Below are 19850 nucleotides of genomic sequence, written 5' to 3'. Positions count from 1 at the left end.
AAACGTTTGCCATCATTCTGGCGGGATTCTTTCAAAACCTCAACAGAGATAATTTGGTGCAAACCCTATGCCTCGCCCCACTTTGGGGAGCGACAATAAGCAAACGTTTGCAAGAAAAACCCGCCTTTCCCGCTTTCCGAGAAACCGCCGTGAACCTGATCTCCACCCCCGAGTCCGTGCTGGCCGTGGCGCTGGCCGCCATGGAGCGCACGCCCGACCCCCGCCTGCGCGAAGTGATGGCCGCGTTGACGCGCCACCTGCATGCCTTCGCGCAAGAAGTGCGCCTGACCGAAGCCGAATTCGAGCGCGCGATCGGTTTCCTGGTCGGCATCGGCCAGGCCACCGGCCCGAAGAAGAACGAGGTGGTGCTGGCGGCCGACCTGCTGGGCGTGTCCACCCTGGTGGCCCTGCTCAACAACCCGGGCAGTGCCGGCGGCGAATCGCCCGCCGCGCTGCTCGGCCCCTTCTGGCGTGAGCGCGCGCCGCTGTGCGAGCCCGGTGAATCCATCGCGCGCGCCGGCACCCCCGGCGTGCCGCTGGAGGTGCGTGGCACGGTGCGCGACCCGCAGGGCCGGCCGGTGGCCGGCGCGGTGGTGGACGTGTGGCAGGCCTCGCCCGTGGGCCTGTACGAAAACCAGGACGACAGCCAGCCCGACATGAACCTGCGCGGGCGCTTCACCACCGACGCACAGGGTGCCTACTTCCTGCGCAGCGTGGTGCCCGCGGGCTACCCGGTGCCCACCGACGGCCCCTGCGGTGAACTGCTGCGCGCCCAGCGGCGCCACCCCAACCGCCCGGCCCATCTGCACTTCATGATCAGCCAGCCGGGCTTCAAGGTGCGCGTGTCCCAGGTGTTCGCCGACACCGACGAGAACCTCGACAGCGACCCGGTGTTCGGCGTCACGCGCTCCCTGGTGGGCCGCTTCGAGCTCGATGCCGATGGCGCCCAGGCCCGGCTGCAGCAGGACTTCACGCTGGAGCCCGGCGAGACCGTGTTCCCCAAGGCCCCGATTCCCTGACCTTCCCTCCAAGTACCCATGGCTTTTGAACCCCAGACACGACTCGACGGCAAGGTGGCCGTCATTGCCGGCGGCACCGGCGCCATCGGCCTGGCCACGGCGCGCCGCCTGGCCGCGCTCGGTGCCGCCTGCGTGCTGCTGCACCGGGGCGACGGCGCGGCCGCCGCCGAGCGGGCCGCCAGCCTGCCCGGCGCGCAGGCGCATGGCGCGGTGCGCGCCGACATCGTCGACAGCGCCTCGCTCCAGGCCGCCGCCGAGCAGGTGGCGCGGCAATGGCAGCGCTGCGACATCCTCGTCAACAGCGCCGGCTTCACCAAGCCCGTGCCCGCCGCCGACCTCGACGCGCTCGACGACGGGCTGATCGACCGGCTGATGCAGGCCAACTTCCGCGGCGTGTTCGCCACCATCCGCGCCTTCGCGCCGCTGCTCAAGGCCAGCGGCGACGGCCTGATCGTCAACGTCTCGTCCATCGCGGGCTTCACCGGCGTGGGCAGCAACCTCGCCTATGTGGCGGCCAAGGCCGGCCTGGACGTGGTGGGCGACGCGCTGGCCAAGGCGCTGGCGCCCGCGGTGCGCGTGGTCTCCGTCTCGCCCGGCGCGGTGGAGTCCACCTTCGTGCCGGGCCGGGGCGCGGAGTTCAACACCAAGACCGCCGCCACCACGCCGCTGGGCCGCGTCGGCCAGCCGGACGACGTGGCCGCGACCATCGAGGCCCTCGCCACCACCCTGCGCTTCGTCACCGGCACGCGCATCGTGGTCGATGGCGGCCGCCACCTCTGAATCCCGCGCCCATGAGCCTCTTCAACCCGCTGTCCCAGAAGACCCTGATCACCTGCGCCGTCACGGGCAACCTGGTCAAACCCGAGCAGACGCCGCACCTGCCCGTCACGCCCGAGCAGATCGCCCGCGAATGCCTGGCCGCCGCCGAGGCCGGTGCCGGCCAGGTGCACATCCACGTGCGCGACCCCCACACCGGCAAGCCGTCAATGGAGGTGGAGCTCTACCGCGAGGTGGTGGACCGCATCCGGCGCGAGAACCGCGAACTCATCATCAACCTCACCACCGGCCCGGGCGGGCGCTTCGTGCCGAGCGAGGACGACCCCAAGGTGTTCGCGCCCGGCACCACGCTGCTGCCGCCAGACCAGCGGGTGGAGCACATCGCGCTGATCAAGCCCGACGTGTGCTCGCTCGACTTCAACACCATGAACTCGGGGCCGGACGTGGTCATCAACACGCCGCGCAACGTGCGCCGCATGGCCGCCACCATCCGCGCCGCCGGCGTCAAGCCCGAGCTGGAGATCTTCGACTCGGGCGACATCCACCTCGCGCTCGACCTGATCGCCGACGGCAGCCTGGAAGGCCCCGGCATGTGGACCTTCGTGCTCGGCGTGAAGTACGGCTTCGCGCCCTCGCCCGCCACCGTGCTCTACGCGCGCGACATGCTGCCGCCCGGCGCGGTCTGGACGGCCTTCGGCATCGGCCGCATGGAGTTCCCCATCGTCGCCCAGGCCTGGCTCGCGGGCGGGCACGTGCGCGTGGGCATGGAAGACAACATCTACCTCGACAAGGGCGTGCTCGCCGAGAGCAACGCCCAGCTCGTCGCCCGCGCGCGGGACATCATTCAAAGCATGGGCGGCAGCATTGCCAGCGCGCGCGAGGCGCGCGCGATGCTCGGCCTGCCCCCACGATAAGGAAAGGGAGAACGCTCTTGACCGCACGCATCCACGAAGACACCGGCATCGCGCCACCACGCCCATCCACCGGCACCGGCCAGGCCCTGCGCCTGCTGCAGAAGGCCGACAGCATCGACACCCTGCGCCTGATGCTGGTGGACAGTCCCCAGCGCGTGCCCGCGCCGGGCCACGCGCTGGTGCGCGTGGGCGCGGCGGCCGTCAACCCCAGCGACGCCAAGGCCAGCCTGGGCATCATGCCGCAGGCCGTGTGGCCGCGCACCCCGGGCCGCGACTTCGCGGGCACCGTGGTCGAAGGCCCCACCGAATGGATCGGCCGCCAGGTCTATGGCTCGGGCGGCGATGTCGGCATCACGCGCGACGGCTCGCACGCGCGTTACCTCGAACTGCCGCTGGCCGCGCTGCGCGCCATGCCGGCCAACCTCTCGATGGAAGAGGCGGGCGCGGTCGGCGTGCCCTTCGTCACCGCCTACGAGGGCTTTCGCCGCAGCGGCATGCCCCGCGCCGGCCAGACCGTGATGGTGATGGGCGCCAACGGCAAGGTCGGTCAGGCCGCGGTGCAGCTGGCCACGCAGGCCGGCGCGCGCGTGATCGCCGTGCAGCGTGGCCCCGGCCCGTTCGCCGGCTTCAGCTGCGCACCGGTGGACGTGATCGATGCGACGGCGGTTGACGTGGCCGCCACCGCCCGCGACCTCACCCAGGGGCGCGGCGCCGACACCGTGTTCAACACCGTGGGCAGCGCCTACTTCGACGCCGCCAACAAGGCCATGGCCAAGGGCGCGACGCAGATCTTCATCGCCACGCACGACCGTGCCGTGCCCTTCGACATCTTCGCGTTCTACCGGGGCATGCACACCTACGTGGGCATCGACTCGCTCGCCATGGACTGCGCCACCTCCACCGCCCAGCTCGACGCCATGCGCGAAGGCTTCGAACGCGGCACGCTCAAGCCCTTCCCCATCGCCCGCGCCTACGACCTGGCCGATGCGGCCGAGGCCTACCGCGCCGTGCTCGGTGGCAGCACGGACCGGGTCGTGCTGCGCCCCTGAACGCCCACCCGCGAGGAGCCGCCGCCATGCACGTCACCCGCTTCGACGAGGCGCCCACCTACGAGGCGCCCAACCACGTCGACATGCGCTGCCTGCGCCTGCAGGGCAAGGAGGCCGGCCCTTCCACCCAGATGTGGATGGGCATGAGCCAGCTGCTGCCCGACGGCCACACCACGCTGGACCCGTCGCCAATCGAAAAGCTCTACTTCGTCGTCGAAGGCGAGGTCACCCTGGTGGGCGCGGTGGACGGTGTGCCGCAGCGCGCCACGCTGCGCGCCCTCGACTCCTGCCGCTTCGCCCCGGGCGAGGCGCGCCAGCTCATCAACGAGAGCAACCGGCCGGCCATGGTGCTGCTGGTGATGGCCAACGCGCCACCGGCCTCCCCGGCATGAAACCCCTGCCGCCCTCTCAGTGGGCGGGACGCCAGAACATGTGCAGTTCGTCGTGCAACACCCCGTCGACCCGCAGGGCGGCGGGTTCACGGCCGAAGGTCTGGAAGCCCAGGGATTCGTACAAGGCGATGGCGGCCATGTTGCCGGCATTGACGCTCAGGTTCACCTGAAGCAGGTCGGGCACCGACCCGGCCAGCGCGAGCGCCTGCACGAGCAATGCACGGCCCACGCCCTTGCCCCGCGCCTCGGGCGCCACGTACAGGCCATAGATCATCCCCTTGTGCCGCAGCTTGCGCTTGTCTTCACGCCGCAGCGTCACGATGCCGATCAGCCGGTCTCCCTCGAAGGCGCCGAACGCGCCCTGGTCGGGATGCACCGCGAGGCGGGCCGCCGTCGTTTCGGGAGGGAAAACCACCTCTTCCTCATGGCTGGAACCAAACGCGGTGGGTTCCTCCTGCAAGGCGGACAGGCGCAACGCGCGAAACGGGCTCGCGTCTTGAGGGGTGAGGCGGCGGATGTGCATGCGTGATGTGAGGTGGCGTTGGAGGTGTGGGGGAGTTCAATGCGGGCCCGAACGGAAGCGGCTGGGCGAGGCCCCGGCCGACTTTCGCATGAGGCGCCGCAGGGCGGTCGCGTCTTCGTAGCCCACCTGGGCCGCCACCTGCTCGATCGTCAGGCGGCTGCGCTCGATCAGCATGCGCGCGCGGTTGAGCCGCACGCTCTGCACGAGCGCCAGCGCGCCGCGGCCGGTGGCGGCTTTGACGTGCCGCGCCAGGGTGCGCGGCGACATGGCGAAGGCCTCGGCCAGCGCCGCCACGTCAGGCGGGTGGGGCAAGGCGGATTCGATGTGTTGCGTCAGGCGGCCGATCAGCTCGTTGCCGTTGGACTGCATGGCGGGCAGCACGAAGGGCGCCTGCGCCTGGCGGCCGTCGATGAGCAGCACGCGGCTCACCGCGTCCGCCAGCGCCGGGCCGAAGCGGGTGCGCAGCAGGTGGAGCATGAGGTCGGTCTGCGCCAGCGCGGCACCGGCCGTGGTGACGGGGCCGTCGGCGCAGACCATGCGGTCCGCGTCCACGCGGCACAGGGGTGCCAGGCCTTGCAGGCGCGGCGCCAGCCACCACGAGGTGGTGGCCCGCCGGCCATCCAGCAGACCCGCCGCCTGCAGCAGGAACACAGCGGAACAGGACGCGGCCACCTCGCCGCCCCGCGCCGAGTGCCGCCGCAGGCCCTCGCTGGCGGCCCGCGCGTCGTCGCGCGCCAGGCGGTCGGCCAGCGCCGAGGCCTGGTCCACCCCCAGGCCAGGCACGATCCAGGTCGAGCTGTCGCGACCCGCTCGGGCCGGCAGGGCGTGCGTCTGCAATTGCAGGCCGTGGCCGAGCGCCACCGGGCCACCGTCGGGCGAGCACACGCGCCAGGTGGGCTGCGGCAAGGCGAGCCGGGGCGCGATGGCCGCCGCCGCGCTCAACACGTCCAGCGTGACGGCCACCCCACTCCCCCAGGCCCCGGGCAGCACGAGAACGGTGAAATCACGCATGGCAGGAATGGCTTGAAAGATGTCGAAACAGACACTGGCAGTGTAGCGCCGGCCTTGGTGCAATCAAGGCCCTTCCATCTCCAGAGAGCCAGGACATGCCTCACCCGAATCTGACCGAACACGACACCCTCGACGATTTCGAGGCGCGCGAGATCATGCTGGATGGCGTCACCAAGCGCGTGCATGTGGCCGGCCATGGGCCGGCGGTGATCGTCATGACCGAGATGCCGGGCATCAGCCCGCACGTGGCCCGCTTCGCGCGCTGGGTGCGCGACGCGGGTTTCACGGTTTACATGCCGTCGCTGTTCGGGGTGGACGGCGCGGTGCCCGAGGCCGAAGCGGGCATGGCCGTGATGCAGCGCGCCTGTGTGAGCGCGGAGTTCCGCGCGTTCGCCAACCGCAAGGGGCCCAACCAGGCCAGCCCGGTGACGCGCTGGCTGAGGCTGCTGGCCCGGCACGCGCACGCGGCTTGCGGCGGCCCTGGCGTGGGCGCCATCGGCATGTGCTTCACCGGCAATTTCGCGCTCACGATGATGCTGGAGCCGTCGATGCTGGCGCCCGTGCTGTCGCAGCCTTCGCTGCCGCTGGACGACCCAGCCGGCCTGGAGATCGGGCCCGAGGACCTGGCCGAGGTGCGCTCGCGCCTGGAGCGCGAGGACCTCACGGTGATGGCCTACCGCTTCGCGGGCGACAAGTTCTGCAAGGCCGAGCGCTTCAAGGCCTACGAAGCCGCGCTGGGCCCGCGCTTCGTGGCGCGGGTGCTGCCCGACAGCGCCGCCAACCGGACGGCCCTGCCCCCGTTCTTCGAGCAGGTGGTGAACAGCCCGCACAGCGTGGTGACGGCGCACCTGATCGATGAGGCCGGCCAGCCCACCCTCGCGGCGCGCGACGAGATCCTGGCCTTCTTCACGCAGCGGCTCAGGAATCCCGGCAGTAGCCCTCGCCCGCTCGAACCGTCAGGCAGTTCTTCTTCTCGCTGAGCCACTTCATCCCGGTCTCGGCGCCGTTGGTGGCGCGCAGGGATTCCTTCACGCCGTCGCGCTCGAACTCGATGCGCGCATCACCCGCCGCCTTGCCCGGGAACGTGCGGGGGCCGTCGAGGTTGCGGATGGTCACCTCGTACTGGCCACCGCTGCCCGCGATCTGGAGGTAGGTGCCTTCAGGCCCGTTCCATTGGCCCAACCAGGCATCGGTGGCCGGGGCGGGCGCAGCAGGTGTGGGCGCAGGTGCCGGCGCGGCCGGGGCACTCGCGCCGGCTGCTGGCGCGGCTGCGGGCGTGCGGTCCTGGCAGGCGGCCAGGGCGACGGCGATCGCGGCCATGCAGGCGAGGTGTGGGAACTTCATGGTGTGCCTTTCGGTGGGGCGCCGGATCAACGTTCGGCGATGTAGTGCGACATGCGTGCGCTCTCGCCCTCGGCCAGGAAGGCGCGCACCTCGGTCTCGATCGCGCGGTCGGCTACGGTGGCGCGCGCGCGCTGGTGCAGGTAGTCGGCCCAGGAGGTGACGATGAAGCGCTCCACATAACGCGAGGGTTCACCCAGGTCCTTGTAGACCCGCCAGAACGTGGCGCCGTCGCGGCGGCGCGGCGCTTTCATCTGGGCGATGGTGTCGAGAAAAGCCTCGTCCACACCGGGGCGGATGCGGTAGCCCACCTCCACCGCGATCGGTCCGGACTCGGGGCTGGGCTCGGCCTCCACGAAGAGCTCGTCCCACGGCGTGCCCTGGGTCACTTCGTGGTCCGCGCCCACGCGCAAGGGGAAGGGGCGCGCCAGCAGCAGGCCCGCGGCCATGAGCACGCCGGCCGCGGCGAGCGCGGCGGTGAGGCCCGCGATGTCGGACACCGCGCCCCAGAAGGCCGAACCGATGGCGAACGCACCGAGCGCGGAGACGATGTGCAGCGCCACCGCGCGCGAGCGCACCCAGGGCGGCGCGCTGGCCTGGGTGGCGGTGTTGAAGGTGGACATGGTGGCCATCCAGGCCGCGCCGCCGAACGCCATGGCCACGTACACCACCGCCGGCACACGCACCCAGGCGGCCACCAGCATCACGGCGGCGAACACCACGCAGGCCACGGCCACGATGGCGTCGAGCGAGAAACGCGCGCGCAGCCGACCGATGACAAGGCCCGAAGCCACCGCCCCGGTGCCCAGGCAGCCCATGAGCAGGCCGAAGCCTTCGGCGCCGGTGCCCAGCTGGCGCTGCGCGATCACGGGCAGCAGGGCCCAGAGCGCCGAACCGGCCGCGCTGAACGCCATCACCCGCACCAGCTGCGCCAGGATGATGCGCGAGTGCCAGGCGAAACGCAGGCCGCTGAGCGTGCCGCCCCACAGGCGCTCGGCCGGCAGGCTGGACGGCGGGTGCGCGCGCGGCGGCCAGCGGCGGATCGACTCCCACATCACCACCGTGGTGAACACCGTGACCACGAACACCCAGCCCGCGCCCAGGCGCGCGAACAGCAGGCCGGCCAGCGTGGGGCCGATGGCGCGCGCGGCGTTGTAGGCGATGCCGATGGCGGTGATGGCCTGCGGCCACTCGGGGCGCGGCACCGGGTCGACCACCGAGGAATTCCAGGCCGGCGTGAGCACCGCCGTGCAGCAGCCGCAGACGAAGACCAGGAACAGCACCGAGGCCGGCCCACCCCAGCCCGCCAGCACCAGAGCGGCCAGCAGCACGCTCGCGCCCACCTGGGCGATCAGCGCGCCCGAGATCAGGCGGCGGCGATCGGTGGTGTCGGCCAACACCCCGGCGGGCAACGCCAGCAGGAACATGGGCAGGAACACCGCCGTCTGCACCAGCGCGGCCAAGAAGGAGGAGCCGGTGAGCTCGACCATGAGCCAGGCGGCGGCCATGGTCTGCATGCCACTGCCGATGAAGAACACCGCGCCGCAGATCCAGAGCCCCCGGAAAGCGGGTTGGCGAAGCGGGCTCCAGATGGATGTGGACATGGCCCATTATTCCGCACACCCCCCGGGGTACGCGGGAGCGCGCCCCAAGCCTCAGCGCGGCGTGTGGCCGTAGGTAATGGAGAGCACCACGCCCGAGCGCAGGCGCACCGTGGCGAACAGGTTGCCGGGGCCCCGGTCGTACAGCCATTCCTCGGTGACCTGGCAGGGCAGGATGCGGCTGGCGTAGGGTTCGGGCACCGGGTAGTAGTGGGGGTTCTGGTAGAGCGGCGCGCAGTAGGTGTCGGTCAGCACGGGTTGGCCGCACTTGGCCATCAGCGAGAGTTTCGAATCGCCTTCGGCCGCGATGCCGCCGGCGCAGCGCAACGATTCCGCGCGTGCCGGGGTCGCACCAACCAGCAAGGCCACGAGCAGCCCCAGGCCCGCCAGCCACCGCCAGCCCGGCAGGGTCGAGGGCGGTCGAGCAGCTGGGGCGAACATGGCGGGCGGGCTACACGATGCCGTTGCGGATCGCGTAGACGGTGAGTTCGGCGTTGTTCGCCAGGTGCAGCTTTTCCAGCACGCGCGCGCGGTACACGCTCACGGTCTTGGGGCTGAGCATGAGTTCTTCGGCGATGTCCGAGAGCTTCTTGCCCGAGGCGATCTTCTGCAGGGTCTGCAGTTCGCGCTCGGACAGGCTGGCGTGCAGCTCCTCGCTTTCGGGGGCGTTGAGCGTGTCCACCAGCATCTGCGCCACGTCGGGCGTCACGTACTTGCGGCCCTGCATCACGGTGCGGATGGCGGCCACCAGCTCGGCCGGCTCGCCGGCCTTGTTCAGGTAGCCGCGCGCGCCCGCGCGCAGGCAGCGGATGGCGTACTGGTCTTCCGGGTACATGGAGACCACCAGGGTCTTGACGGTGGAGCCCTCTTCCTTGAGCGTGCCCAGCACCTCCAGGCCACCGCGCCCGGGCATGTTCAGATCGAGCACGAGCACGTCGCACTCGACCTTGCGCATCAGGTCGCGCAGTTCGGGGTAGCTGCCGGCCTCGCCGACCACCTGGATGTCGGTGGCTTCCGAAATGGTGTCGCGGATGCCGCGCCGCACCATGGCGTGGTCGTCACACAAAATCACCTTGATCATGGGGTTCCTCGTCGGCCTGCGCCGCATTGTCCGGGTTGCTGGAAGTCTGCAAGGGTATCGACAGAATGACCGAGGTGCCGCGGGGCGAGGAACTCACGTCGAGCCAGCCGCCCACCTTGACGGCACGCTCGCGCAGGCCCAGCAGGCCGAAGGACTTGGCCTTGCGCAGGGCCTGGGCGTCCAGGCCCTTGCCGTTGTCGGTCACTTCGAGGGTGAGCACGCCTTCGCGGTCGCTCAGGTCGATGTCGACCGAGCTGGCCTCGGCGTGCTTCTGCACGTTGGTCATGGCCTCCTGCGCGGTGCGGTAGGCCACCAGCTGGAATTCGCGCGGCACGTCCAGCGTCTCGGACGAGCGCCGCACCACCACCCGCAGGCCGGTGCGCCGCTCGAAGCCCGAGGCCAGCCAGAGCACGGCGGCGACCAGGCCCTGGTCGAGGATGGGCGGGCGCAGGTTCATCATGATGCGCTGGCTCGCGCCCAGGGCGTGCTGCAGCATCTCCATGGCCGAGCCCAGGTGGCGCTGCACGTCGCCCTGCTCCACGTGCCGGCCGACCCAGGCCAGGTCGAGCTTGACGGCGGCGAGCGCGCCGCCGATGTCGTCGTGGATCTCGCGCGCGATGTCGGCGCGTTCCTGTTCGATGCTGGTCTGCAGGTGCTCGGCCAGTTCGGCCAGGCGGCGGCGCGATTCGGCCAGTTCGGCGTCGGCCGCGGCCTTGGCGCGGCGGGTTTCGCTGATCTCGATGGCGCGCTCGATCACGTGCGACAGGCGGTGCATGCTGTCCTTGAGCAGGTAATCGCTCACGCCCCGGTGCATCACGTCGACCGCCGCCGTTTCACCAATGGCACCGGAGAGGATGACGAACGGGATCTCCAGCTTCATCGCCCGCACCTCGTCCCAGGCGTCCATGCCGGTGAAGCCGGGCAGGTGGTAGTCGGCCAGCACGATGTCGTAGTGGGCGCTCTGCAGCTCGCGGCGGAAGTCCTCCAGCGTGTCCACCAGCACCACCTCGCTGGCGAGCTGGCTGCGCTGCAGGGCGAATTTCACGAGCGCGTGGTCCACCCGCGAATCCTCCAGGTGAAGGATGCGGACAAAGCGCTTGTCCGGGGTTGGAGACGGTCCGCTCATTCTGGTGTTCTCGGGGGATGAATGCCACTTTGCACCCAGGGCTGGGCCGGCAACGCGGAAATTGGTGCTGAATTCGGCCCGTTATCTGTCGATACAGGGTCGGACAGCTGTCGAAAATTGTAATACCCACCCCAGTAGCCGAGCGCCTCACCACCCACCATGGAACTACCGACGATGCAGCAGACCCCGCCGTCTGTCTCCCTGCCCGTGAATCTGGTGGCCGACCTCCAGGATTCGCTGCTCATGGCCATGACGGACCTGCAGCGGCTCGAAGGCCTGCTCGACCACGCCACCAGCAACCTGCTGGAGCGTTTCGGTTCGGCCAACCAGGCCCTGGGCCACCTCAGCGCCGAACGGGGCGAGGAGTTCGGCCCGATCCGCCAGAGCCTGCACCAGGCCGTGACCGAATTGCAGTTCCACGACATGGCCACCCAGCTGATCGTGCACACCGGCAAGGTGCTGCAGAGCTGCGCCTGGCGCCTGGCCGACCAGACCATGGAGCCCGAGGAAGGCGAGGTGCCGATGGACATCGACCCCATGCCCGAGCGCCCCAGCCCGGTGACCCAAAGCGAGATGGACGCCGGGTCCATCGACTTGTTCTGAGCACAGGCCGATTCAAGCCTTTGCCCCAATTGCCGATATTTGATTCCAAACGGAGTAAGCCATGCGATCGATTCTTGCCGTAGACGACTCGGCGTCCATGCGAAAAATGGTGTCCTTCACCCTCACCGGGGCGGGCTACCACGTGGTCGAGGCCGTGGACGGTCAGGACGCCTGGGAAAAAGCCCAGACGCACAGCATCGACCTGGTGCTGACCGACCAGAACATGCCCAACATGGACGGGCTGGGCCTCACGCGCAAGCTGCGTGAGCACCCCAAGTTCAAGTCCGTGCCCATCCTGATCCTGACCACCGAGTCCAGCGACCAGATGAAGCAGCTCGGCCGCGCGGCCGGTGCCACCGGGTGGTTGGTCAAGCCTTTCGATCCGGGCCGCCTGATCGAAGTGATCCAGAAAGTCATCCGCTGATTGAAACGCGCTGCCCAAGAAGCGGCCAAGGAGAACCCCGATGGGTGAAATGATGAACGAAGGCCAGAACCTCGGTAACGACATCGATCTGAGCCAGTTCTATTCGATCTTTTTCGAAGAAGCCGGCGAGAACCTCGACCAGATGGAGCAGATGCTGCTCGCGCTCGACCTGGAGAAGGCCGACGACGAGGAGCTCAACGCCATCTTCCGCTGCGCGCACTCGATCAAGGGCGGTGCCGCCACCTTCGGCTTTGCCGACGTGGCCGAACTCACGCACCAGATGGAGTCGCTGCTGGACAAGCTGCGCCGCCATGAACTGACGCCCACGGCCGCCATGGTGGACGTGCTGCTGGAATCCTCCGACGCGCTGCGCGGCCTGCTGGGCGCCCACCAGGGCCGGGGCGTCGAGCCCCCCGCCACGGCCGACCTGGTCGCGCGCATCAGCGTGCTGGCCCACGGCGAGGACGCCGAAGTCGAAGAAGAAGCCCCCGCGCCGGCCCCCGTGGTGGTCGCGGCGCCCGCTCCCGTGGCCGCCCCGGCGCCGGCCCCCGCACGCAAGGCCGCCAAGGTCGAGCGCGAGCTGGAAATCCACATCGGCCCGCTGGAGAACCCGGCCTCGGCCGACGGCATCGCCGAGCTGTTCCGCGACATTCCGGGCCTGGGCACGGTCGAGGCCCTGCCCTGCGACCTGAGCACGCGCCGCGTCTGGCGCGCCCGCACCTCGGCCAGCGACAGCGACCTGATGGACCTGTTCACCTTCCACGTGGGCAAGGACGACATCCGCATCGTCGAGCAACAGGCCCAACCGGCCGCACCGAACATCACCATCGGCGAAGACGGCGAGCCCATGGGCACCGGCCACCCGAACCCGACCACCGAAGGCCGCGACTACGGCTTCTTCGAAGGCGCTCCCGGCGTGCCGGTGCGCGCCGCCGCCACCGCCGAGGGTGCCACCCCGAAGGCCACCCCCAAGGTGGAGGCCCGCGCCGCCGCCGGTGCCGGCCTCGAATCGAGCACGCTGCGCGTCTCGGTGAGCAAGGTGGACCAGCTCATCAACCTGGTGGGCGAACTCGTCATCACCCAGGCCATGCTCGCGCAGAAGAGCCGCGAACTCGACGACAAGGACAACCAGCCCCTGCTGGCCGGCCTGGCCGACCTGGACCGCAACACCCGCGACCTGCAGGAAGCGGTGATGTCGATCCGCATGATCCCCATGTCCGTGGTGTTCAACCGCTTCCCGCGCATGCTGCGCGACCTCGCCACCAAGCTGGGCAAGAAGGTCGAGCTGGTCACGCAGGGCGAATCGACCGAACTCGACAAGGGCCTGGTGGAGAAGATCACCGACCCGCTGACCCACCTGATCCGCAACAGCTGCGACCACGGCATCGAGATGCCGGAGGAGCGCCGCGCCAAGGGCAAGAGCGAAAACGGCACGATCACGCTGTCGGCCACGCACGAAGGCGGCTCGATCCTGATCGAGGTGCGCGACGACGGCAAGGGCCTCTCGCGCGAGAAGCTGCTGCGCAAGGCGCGCGAGAAGGGCATCGACGCACCCGACACGCTGACCGACACCGAGGTCTGGAACCTGATCTTCGCGCCCGGTTTCTCCACCGCCGAGGAAGTAACCGACGTGTCCGGCCGAGGTGTGGGGATGGACGTGGTCAAGAAGAACATCGCCGCGCTCAACGGCACGGTGGAGATCGATTCGGCCGAAGGCTTCGGCATGCGCGTCTCGGTGCGCCTGCCGCTCACGCTGGCCATCATGGACGGCATGTCGGTGCGCGTGAGCGACGAGGTGTACATCCTGCCGCTGTCCAACGTGATCGAGTCTTTCCAGATCAAGCCGAGCGACATCAACACCATGGCGCAGGGCGCCCAGGTGGTGAAGGTGCGCGACGAATACATGCCCGTGGTCGAACTCGAGCGCGTGTTCCAGGTGCCGCGTTTCGAGTTCAACGGCACCAGCCCCATCATGGTGGTGGTGGAGGCCGAAGGCTCGCGCGTGGCGCTGATGGTCGACGAACTGCTGGGCCAGCAACAGGTGGTGATCAAGAACCTGGAGTCCAACTACCGCAAGGTGCCCAACGTCTCGGGCGCCACCATCCTGGGCGACGGCAAGGTCGCGCTGATCCTGGACACCTCCGGCCTGGTGCGCCGCTCACGCCACTGACCTGAGTCCTTTCGCCCCGCTGCCTGGCGCCCCCCGCTTTTCCTCAGTCAGGACCCCATGCTGCTGCAGACCACGCCCCCGAAGCGCTCCCCCTTGCCCACGGGCCGGGCGAGCGCGCCCGCACCCGAAGACGGCCCCCTGACCGAAGGCCGAGAATTCGTCTGGTCCAACGACGACTTCACGCGCATCAAGGCCCTGATCTACAAGAAGGCCGGCATCAGCCTGCACGACGGCAAACACGCCATGGTCTACAGCCGCGTCTCGCGCCGCCTGCGCGAGACCGGTCACGACAGTTTCAAGACCTACCTTGACTGGCTGGAGCAGCACGACGGCGCCGAGTGGCAGGAGTTCATCAACGCGCTGACCACCAACCTCACCGCGTTCTTTCGCGAATCGCACCACTTCGGCATCCTGAACGACCTGCTGGCCGCCAAACGCACGCAGGCCTGGCGCATCTGGTGCTCGGCCGCCTCCACCGGCGAGGAGCCCTACTCCATCGCCATGACGGCCACCGAGGCGCTGGGGGCTTCAGGCTCATTCCAGATCGTCAACAGCGACATCGACACCAAGGTGCTGGCCACCGCGCAGCGCGGCATCTACAAGGCCGACGGCGTCAAGGGCCTGAGCCCCGAGCGCCTGCAGCGCTTCTTCATGCGCGGCAAGGCGGGCAACGCCGGCCTGATGCGCGTGAAGCCCGAGCTGCAGAAGCACATGGAATTCCTGAGCGTCAACCTGATCGAGAACCTGCCGTTCCGCGAACCCTTCGACGTGGTGTTCTGCCGCAACGTGATGATCTACTTCGACGCCGCCACGCAGCGCGCCGTGCTCGAGCGCATCCACCGCGTGATGAAGCCCGGCGGCATGCTGTTCGTGGGCCACGCGGAGAACTTCAGCGACGCCCGCAACCTCTTCGCCCTGCGCGGAAAGACCGTGTATGAGCGCATTTGACGCCGTGGCCACGCGCCCGTCCGCGGGCACGACATCCCGGCTGGACGCCCTCAGAGGGCGCCCCACCAAGCCGGGCGAGGCCAGCTTCTTCTACCAGGACCACCACTTCAAGCACGACGCGGTGAAGGTCCTGCCGGGCGAGTACTACGTGACCGCCGACGACCTGGTGGTGATGACGGTGCTGGGCTCCTGCATCGCCGCCTGCATCTGGGACCCGCGCGTGCGCGTGGGCGGCATGAACCACTTCATGCTGCCCGACGGCGGCAACGATTCGAGCGGGCGCTACGGCTCCTACGCGATGGAACTGCTGATCAACGAGATGATCAAGCTCGGCGCCCGGCGCGAGAGCATGCAGGCCAAGGTATTCGGCGGCGGGCAGGTGATGCACACCTTCACCACCATGAACGTGGGTGAGCGCAACACCGCCTTCGTGCTCGACTACCTGCAGACCGAGCGCATCGCCGTGGTCTCCAAGGACGTGCTCGACATCTACCCGCGCAAGGTGTGTTACTTCCCGGCTACGGGCAAGGCCATGGTCAAGCGCCTGGCGCACTCGCACCCCGAAACCATCGAGACCCAGGAACGCAAGGGCAGCGCGGCCGTCGTGGCCAAGGCCACGGCCGGCGGCTCGGTGGATCTGTTCTAAGGGAGAAAACAACATGGCAAAAATCAAGGTCATCGTGGTCGACGACTCGGCCCTGGTGCGCAGCCTGCTCACCGAAATCATCAACCGCCAGCCCGACATGGCCTGCATCGGCGCGGCCAGCGACCCGCTGGTGGCGCGCGAGATGATCCGCGAACTCAACCCCGACGTGATCACGCTCGACGTGGAAATGCCGCGCATGGACGGCCTGGAGTTCCTCTCGCGGCTGATGCGCCTGCGCCCGATGCCGGTGGTGATGGTCTCCACCCTGACCGAGCAGGGAGCCGAGATCACGCTGCGCGCGCTGGAGATGGGCGCGGTCGATTTCGTGGCCAAGCCGCGCATCGGCGTGAGCAGCGGCCTGAACGAACTGGCCGGCGACATCGTCGACAAGATCCGCGTGGCCGCCAAGGCCCATGTGAAGCGCCTGGCCGCCGCCCCGGGAACCGCCCAGGCCACGCCCACCGCTGCCGGCCACGCCGCCGAGCCGCCGCGCGCGCCGCTGCCGCGCCTGTCCACCGAAAAGATCATCTGCATCGGTTCGTCCACCGGCGGCACCGAGGCCATCCGCGAGGTGCTGGTGCCCATGCCGGCCGACGCACCGGGCATCGTGATCACCCAGCACATGCCGCCGGGTTTCACCACCAGTTTTGCCAACCGCCTCAACACGCTGTGCCGCATCCGCGTGGCCGAAGCGCGCGACGGCGAGCGCATCCTGCCCGGCCACGCCTACATCGCCCCGGGTGGCCGCCACCTGCGCATCGACCGCAGCGGCTCCAACTACGTGGCCGTGCTGGAAGACACCGAACCCGTGAACCGCCACCGCCCTTCGGTGGAGGTGCTGTTCAAGTCGGCCGCGCGCGTGCTCGGCCCCAACGCCCTGGGCATCATGCTCACCGGCATGGGGGGCGACGGCGCCGCCGCGATGCGCGAGATGAAGGACGCCGGCAGCTACAACTACGTGCAGGACGAGGCCAGCTGCGTGGTGTTCGGCATGCCGCGCATGGCCATCCAGCACGGCGCGGCGCACGAGGTGCTGCCGCTCAACCAGATCGCCAATGCGGTGTTGAACCGGCTGGCCAGCTCGCCCTCGGGCGTGCGGCACCGGATTTGATCGTTCAGACCCGCTCGCTGAGAAGCGTGCCGGCTTCCACCGGCGCGGCGCTGCCGTGGCCGTGTTCGTCGTAGGCCACCAGCTCGGCCATGGCCTCGGGGCCCACGCCATCACCGACCACGTCCAGTTCCACCGCCTCGGCGACCTCGCCGCCTTCGGGCATCACCGGCCAGGGCAGTTGCTCCATCGCCGGCCGGTCCGGGCGGTCCGCTGTCAGGGGCTTGCGCGGGATCATCGAGGCCGTCACCGCCGACAGGTCGGGCGCGGTATCGCTCTGGTTGCCGGGCAGTTCGCTGCCCTTCGCGGGCTCGATGCCCAGCGCGCGGTCCACCACGGCGGCGCTGGCCTCCCACATGCGGGAGAGCACGTTCTGCAGGTGCTCCACCGCCTTCTTGTCCTTGGCCTGGCGCTGTTCGGCCACCTGGGCGGCTTCCTGCTGGGCCTGCCGCTGGGCGGCCACGTCCTGCGGCGCCGCTGGCACACCGGAGGCGCTGCGCGAAGCCGGCAGCGCGGCGGCGTCATCGTCGGTCGCCGCGGCGCGCCCGTCCACGGCCGCGCGGGCGGCGGCAGCGGCCTGCGACGGCGTGGCGGTGCGGCCTTCGCGGCCAAAACCGGTCTGGGCCTTGCCGTCGTTGCCGCCCGCCTGCACGGGCTGCACGGCGGCGACCGGCGACACCGGCGCGACGGCGGTGGACACCGGCGTCGGCCAGGACACGGCAGTGGTGCTCGAAATGTTCAGCATGGGCTTCCCCTCACGGCGGCCACCGGGCGAGACAAGCCCGGTGTTCTTGCCGGGTTTTCGGCCGGGAACACACGAACTTGAGAACTTTCTTCGCCTCCCGGCGCGCGGGGCCGACAGACGGACGGGCCGATGGGCGGCCGCCTCAGACGCCGCCGGTCGGGTGCGTCGGGTCCACCCAGAGCACCTGCTCGGGTTTTTCCACCGGTTCGATGTCCAGGTTGACCGCCACCGCCTGCCCATCGCTGCGGCAGAGCACGCACTCCAGCGCCTCGGTGGGGCTGGCGTTGATTTCCTGGTGCGGCACGTAGGGTGGCACGTAGATGAAGTCGCCCGGGCCCGCCTCGGCGGTGAACTCCAGCTGTTCGCCCCAGCGCATGCGCGCCCGGCCGCGCACCACGTAGATCACGCTCTCCAGCGGGCCGTGGTGGTGGGCGCCGGTCTTGGCATCGGGGTGGATGGTGACGGTGCCGGCCCAGAGTTTCTGTGCGCCCACGCGCGCGAAGTTGATCGCGGCCTTGCGGTCCATGCCCGGGGTGGAGGGCACGTTGCCGTCGAGCTGGTTGCCCGGGATCACGCGCACGCCGTCGTGTTTCCAGTCCGGGTCGGCAGGGTGATCGGGGTCATGGGGCGCGTGGGGATGGTGCTCGTGGGCCATGGCGGGTGTCTCCGAATCGCGGGTCTTGAGTGTGCCAGTCTGCGCGCAAGGGCGCATGGCGGGAAAATGCGGGGTTCGACCCCACGTTGTCCGGAGAAACTGCCTTGCCCTTGCCCACCCCCGCTCCCCGCACGCCCATGCACACCCGGCGCGTCACCTACCAGGGCTTCCGGCGCGACGACGGCCTGTGGGAGGTGGAAGGCGAACTGCACGACAGCAAGCCGCACGACATCGAGATCCACGACGAAGGCCGTTGGCTGGCGGGCGAGCCCATCCACCACATGCGCCTGCGCGTCACCTTCGACGAGGGCATGGTGATCCGCGCGGTCGAGGTCGCGATGGACGCTTTTCCGCACGGTCCGTGTCCCGAGGCCATGCCCAACCTGCAGCGCATGGTGGGTGAGGTGCTGGGGCGCGGTTGGCGCCAGACCATCCAGCGCCACCTGGGCGACGTGCAGGGCTGCACGCATTTGCGGGAGTTGCTGTTCAACCTCGCCACGGCGGCCTTCCAGACCTGCGCGGGCGCGGGTGCGTTCGCGCCCAAGGGCGATGGCCGCCCACCCGCGCACCTGGGCCAGTGCGTGGGCTGGGATTTCAATGGACCGGTGGTGGAGCGGGTGTATCCGATGTTCTTTCGCTGGCAACCGCCGGTCTCGTCGTCTGTGACTTCCTAGCCGCTTCATTCGACTGCATCGCGGGCGCATGGGCCTTTGGCGCTCTGCTCCGCGGGTGTCCCCCGGCGGCTGGTGCCGCCTCCTCCTTTACCCCGCTGCGCAGAACGCCAAAGGCCCATGCGCCAGAAGGGATGCTGGATCGCCCATTCGCCGTGTGCCAATGAGGTCGTCGGTGCCCAGGGGGCGCGGCGCAGCGAAGTGAAGGAGGAGACCCGGCGAAGCCGGGTCGGGGACATTCGCGGAGCCGCTCCCCCTGGGCGCCGATGACCGGTGCAACGCTTTGGCCCCCACCGAAACAAGGCGTGTCACATGGCGCCCTGACTGCGTTACGCTGACCCCATGAAAGCCGCTCACGAACCCCGCCTCGCCCGCGTGGCCGCCATGGTGGCCGACCCGGCGCGCTCGCGCATGCTGTCCTACCTCATGAGCGGCGAGTTCGCCAGCGCGGGCGAGCTGGCCAAGGCGGCCTCGGTGACCCCCGCCACCGCCAGCGGCCACCTCGCCCAGCTGCTGGACGCGCGTTTCGTGGTCTGCGAGCCACGCGGGCGGCACCGCTACTACCGGCTGGCCGACGCCGACGTGGCGCACGCGCTCGAAGCGCTGGCCCTGGTGGCCGAACGCGACGTGCACGACCAGGCCTGGGCCCATCCCGAGCGCCAACGCCTGCGCTACGCCCGCTGCTGCTACGGCCACATGGCGGGGCGCCTGGGCATCCTGCTGCACGACGCCCTGCAGACCCGGGGCGCGCTGGCGGCCCAGGCCGGCGGCTACGCCCTCACCGAGGCCGGGCACACGTGGCTGTCCGACCACCTGGACCTGCAGCCCGCGCCACCCCGCGCCAGCCGGCGCTTTGCCTACCCCTGTCTGGATTGGTCGGAACGGCGCGACCACCTGGCCGGCCAGCTGGCCGACGACATCCTCCAGCACCTCACCACCCAAGGCTGGCTGCGGCGCGGCGGCGGTCGGGTGCTGGACCTCACGCCCAAGGGGCAGCGCGAACTGCTGCCCCGGCTGGAGCAGGCGGCCGGCCGCGCGGCCTGATG

Annotated in this window: 23 protein-coding genes; 14 read left to right on the top strand and 9 right to left on the bottom strand. The window is 69.8% G+C overall.

What is annotated here, in order from left to right:
• Nucleotides 1-200: 200 nt before the first annotated feature.
• From AC1Q9M_RS05590 to AC1Q9M_RS05570, 5 genes are all read left to right on the top strand, one after another.
• Nucleotides 201-1019, top strand: a complete 819-nt coding sequence (locus AC1Q9M_RS05590; RefSeq protein WP_382325875.1) for a dioxygenase family protein — start codon at nt 201-203, stop codon at nt 1017-1019.
• An 18-nt stretch (nt 1020-1037) separates the two neighbouring features.
• On the top strand, nt 1038-1799 hold the full coding sequence (locus tag AC1Q9M_RS05585) for an SDR family NAD(P)-dependent oxidoreductase (protein WP_382323224.1): 762 nt from the start codon (nt 1038-1040) through the stop codon (nt 1797-1799).
• Between the two features lie 11 nt (nt 1800-1810).
• Nucleotides 1811-2710, top strand: coding sequence for a beta-keto acid cleavage family enzyme (locus AC1Q9M_RS05580; protein WP_382323223.1), 900 nt, complete (start codon nt 1811-1813; stop codon nt 2708-2710).
• A 131-nt stretch (nt 2711-2841) separates the two neighbouring features.
• Nucleotides 2842-3759 carry a quinone oxidoreductase family protein gene (locus tag AC1Q9M_RS05575; RefSeq protein ID WP_382163754.1) on the top strand — a complete coding sequence of 306 codons (918 nt, stop codon included), beginning with the start codon at nt 2842-2844 and terminating at the stop codon, nt 3757-3759.
• A gap of 26 nt (nt 3760-3785) precedes the next feature.
• The gene (locus tag AC1Q9M_RS05570; protein WP_382161853.1) at nt 3786-4151 is read left to right on the top strand and encodes a cupin domain-containing protein; all 366 of its coding nucleotides are present in this window, start codon (nt 3786-3788) and stop codon (nt 4149-4151) included.
• Nucleotides 4152-4167: 16 nt separating this feature from the next.
• Here the strand turns inward: AC1Q9M_RS05570 and AC1Q9M_RS05565 are convergent, their stop codons facing one another.
• Entirely contained in the window at nt 4168-4674 is a 507-nt protein-coding gene (locus tag AC1Q9M_RS05565) for a GNAT family N-acetyltransferase (protein ID WP_492432824.1), read from the bottom strand.
• A gap of 36 nt (nt 4675-4710) precedes the next feature.
• The gene (locus AC1Q9M_RS05560) at nt 4711-5685 is read right to left on the bottom strand and encodes a GlxA family transcriptional regulator (RefSeq protein WP_492432822.1); all 975 of its coding nucleotides are present in this window, start codon (nt 5683-5685) and stop codon (nt 4711-4713) included.
• 95 nt (nt 5686-5780) lie between these two features.
• On the opposite strand from AC1Q9M_RS05560, the gene AC1Q9M_RS05555 reads away from it, so the two are divergent.
• The gene (locus AC1Q9M_RS05555) at nt 5781-6665 is read left to right on the top strand and encodes a dienelactone hydrolase family protein (protein WP_492432820.1); all 885 of its coding nucleotides are present in this window, start codon (nt 5781-5783) and stop codon (nt 6663-6665) included.
• Here AC1Q9M_RS05555 and AC1Q9M_RS05550 read toward each other — a convergent pair.
• Genes AC1Q9M_RS05550 through AC1Q9M_RS05530 form a run of 5 tightly spaced genes read right to left on the bottom strand, consistent with a single transcriptional unit; the run spans nt 6604 to nt 10834 of the window.
• Nucleotides 6604-7029, bottom strand: coding sequence for a hypothetical protein (locus AC1Q9M_RS05550; RefSeq protein WP_492432818.1), 426 nt, complete (start codon nt 7027-7029; stop codon nt 6604-6606). The two genes, AC1Q9M_RS05555 and AC1Q9M_RS05550, sit on opposite strands and share 62 nt — an antisense overlap.
• A 26-nt stretch (nt 7030-7055) precedes the next feature.
• Nucleotides 7056-8630 carry an MFS transporter gene (locus tag AC1Q9M_RS05545; protein WP_382161866.1) on the bottom strand — a complete coding sequence of 525 codons (1575 nt, stop codon included), beginning with the start codon at nt 8628-8630 and terminating at the stop codon, nt 7056-7058.
• Between the two features lie 51 nt (nt 8631-8681).
• Nucleotides 8682-9068 carry a DUF2845 domain-containing protein gene (locus AC1Q9M_RS05540; protein WP_382323216.1) on the bottom strand — a complete coding sequence of 129 codons (387 nt, stop codon included), beginning with the start codon at nt 9066-9068 and terminating at the stop codon, nt 8682-8684.
• A gap of 10 nt (nt 9069-9078) precedes the next feature.
• Nucleotides 9079-9708: a response regulator gene (locus AC1Q9M_RS05535; RefSeq protein ID WP_382161880.1), complete on the bottom strand. Its 630-nt coding sequence runs from the start codon at nt 9706-9708 to the stop codon at nt 9079-9081.
• On the bottom strand, nt 9686-10834 hold the full coding sequence (locus AC1Q9M_RS05530; RefSeq protein ID WP_382161883.1) for a hybrid sensor histidine kinase/response regulator: 1149 nt from the start codon (nt 10832-10834) through the stop codon (nt 9686-9688). The genes AC1Q9M_RS05535 and AC1Q9M_RS05530 overlap by 23 nt, the downstream gene beginning before the upstream one ends.
• A 159-nt stretch (nt 10835-10993) precedes the next feature.
• On the opposite strand from AC1Q9M_RS05530, the gene AC1Q9M_RS05525 reads away from it, so the two are divergent.
• From AC1Q9M_RS05525 to AC1Q9M_RS05500, 6 genes are all read left to right on the top strand, one after another.
• Nucleotides 10994-11437, top strand: coding sequence for a hypothetical protein (locus AC1Q9M_RS05525; protein ID WP_444688506.1), 444 nt, complete (start codon nt 10994-10996; stop codon nt 11435-11437).
• Nucleotides 11438-11498: 61 nt separating this feature from the next.
• Complete coding sequence (locus AC1Q9M_RS05520) at nt 11499-11861, top strand: response regulator (RefSeq protein ID WP_291113599.1); 363 nt, start codon at nt 11499-11501, stop codon at nt 11859-11861.
• A 40-nt stretch (nt 11862-11901) separates the two neighbouring features.
• A complete protein-coding gene (locus AC1Q9M_RS05515) occupies nt 11902-14031 on the top strand; it encodes a chemotaxis protein CheA (protein WP_382323214.1) in 2130 nt (709 codons plus the stop codon).
• Between the two features lie 57 nt (nt 14032-14088).
• Entirely contained in the window at nt 14089-14979 is an 891-nt protein-coding gene (locus tag AC1Q9M_RS05510; protein ID WP_382323213.1) for a CheR family methyltransferase, read from the top strand.
• Nucleotides 14966-15625 (top strand): chemoreceptor glutamine deamidase CheD, encoded by a 660-nt coding sequence (gene cheD, locus AC1Q9M_RS05505; protein ID WP_382161895.1) that lies wholly within the window; start codon nt 14966-14968, stop codon nt 15623-15625. The genes AC1Q9M_RS05510 and cheD overlap by 14 nt, the downstream gene beginning before the upstream one ends.
• Nucleotides 15626-15638: 13 nt before the next feature.
• Complete coding sequence (locus AC1Q9M_RS05500) at nt 15639-16736, top strand: protein-glutamate methylesterase/protein-glutamine glutaminase (protein ID WP_444688508.1); 1098 nt, start codon at nt 15639-15641, stop codon at nt 16734-16736.
• Nucleotides 16737-16740: 4 nt separating this feature from the next.
• Here AC1Q9M_RS05500 and AC1Q9M_RS05495 read toward each other — a convergent pair whose 3' ends face one another.
• Together AC1Q9M_RS05495 and AC1Q9M_RS05490 are read right to left on the bottom strand one after the other, a co-directional pair.
• Nucleotides 16741-17478, bottom strand: a complete 738-nt coding sequence (locus tag AC1Q9M_RS05495; RefSeq protein WP_382323212.1) for a hypothetical protein — start codon at nt 17476-17478, stop codon at nt 16741-16743.
• Between the two features lie 142 nt (nt 17479-17620).
• Nucleotides 17621-18133 (bottom strand): cupin domain-containing protein, encoded by a 513-nt coding sequence (locus AC1Q9M_RS05490; RefSeq protein WP_382323211.1) that lies wholly within the window; start codon nt 18131-18133, stop codon nt 17621-17623.
• A gap of 104 nt (nt 18134-18237) precedes the next feature.
• Between AC1Q9M_RS05490 and AC1Q9M_RS05485 the strand changes: the two genes are divergently transcribed.
• The gene (locus tag AC1Q9M_RS05485) at nt 18238-18807 is read left to right on the top strand and encodes a DUF2889 domain-containing protein (RefSeq protein ID WP_382323210.1); all 570 of its coding nucleotides are present in this window, start codon (nt 18238-18240) and stop codon (nt 18805-18807) included.
• 339 nt (nt 18808-19146) lie between these two features.
• Nucleotides 19147-19848, top strand: a complete 702-nt coding sequence (locus AC1Q9M_RS05480) for an ArsR/SmtB family transcription factor (RefSeq protein ID WP_382323209.1) — start codon at nt 19147-19149, stop codon at nt 19846-19848.
• Nucleotides 19849-19850 lie beyond the last annotated feature (2 nt).

The sequence above is a fragment of the Hydrogenophaga sp. GW823-FHT04C09 genome, from assembly GCF_058796355.1.
Note: the sequence above shows the minus strand (reverse complement) of the source record. Positions and strands in the feature narration are given on the sequence as shown.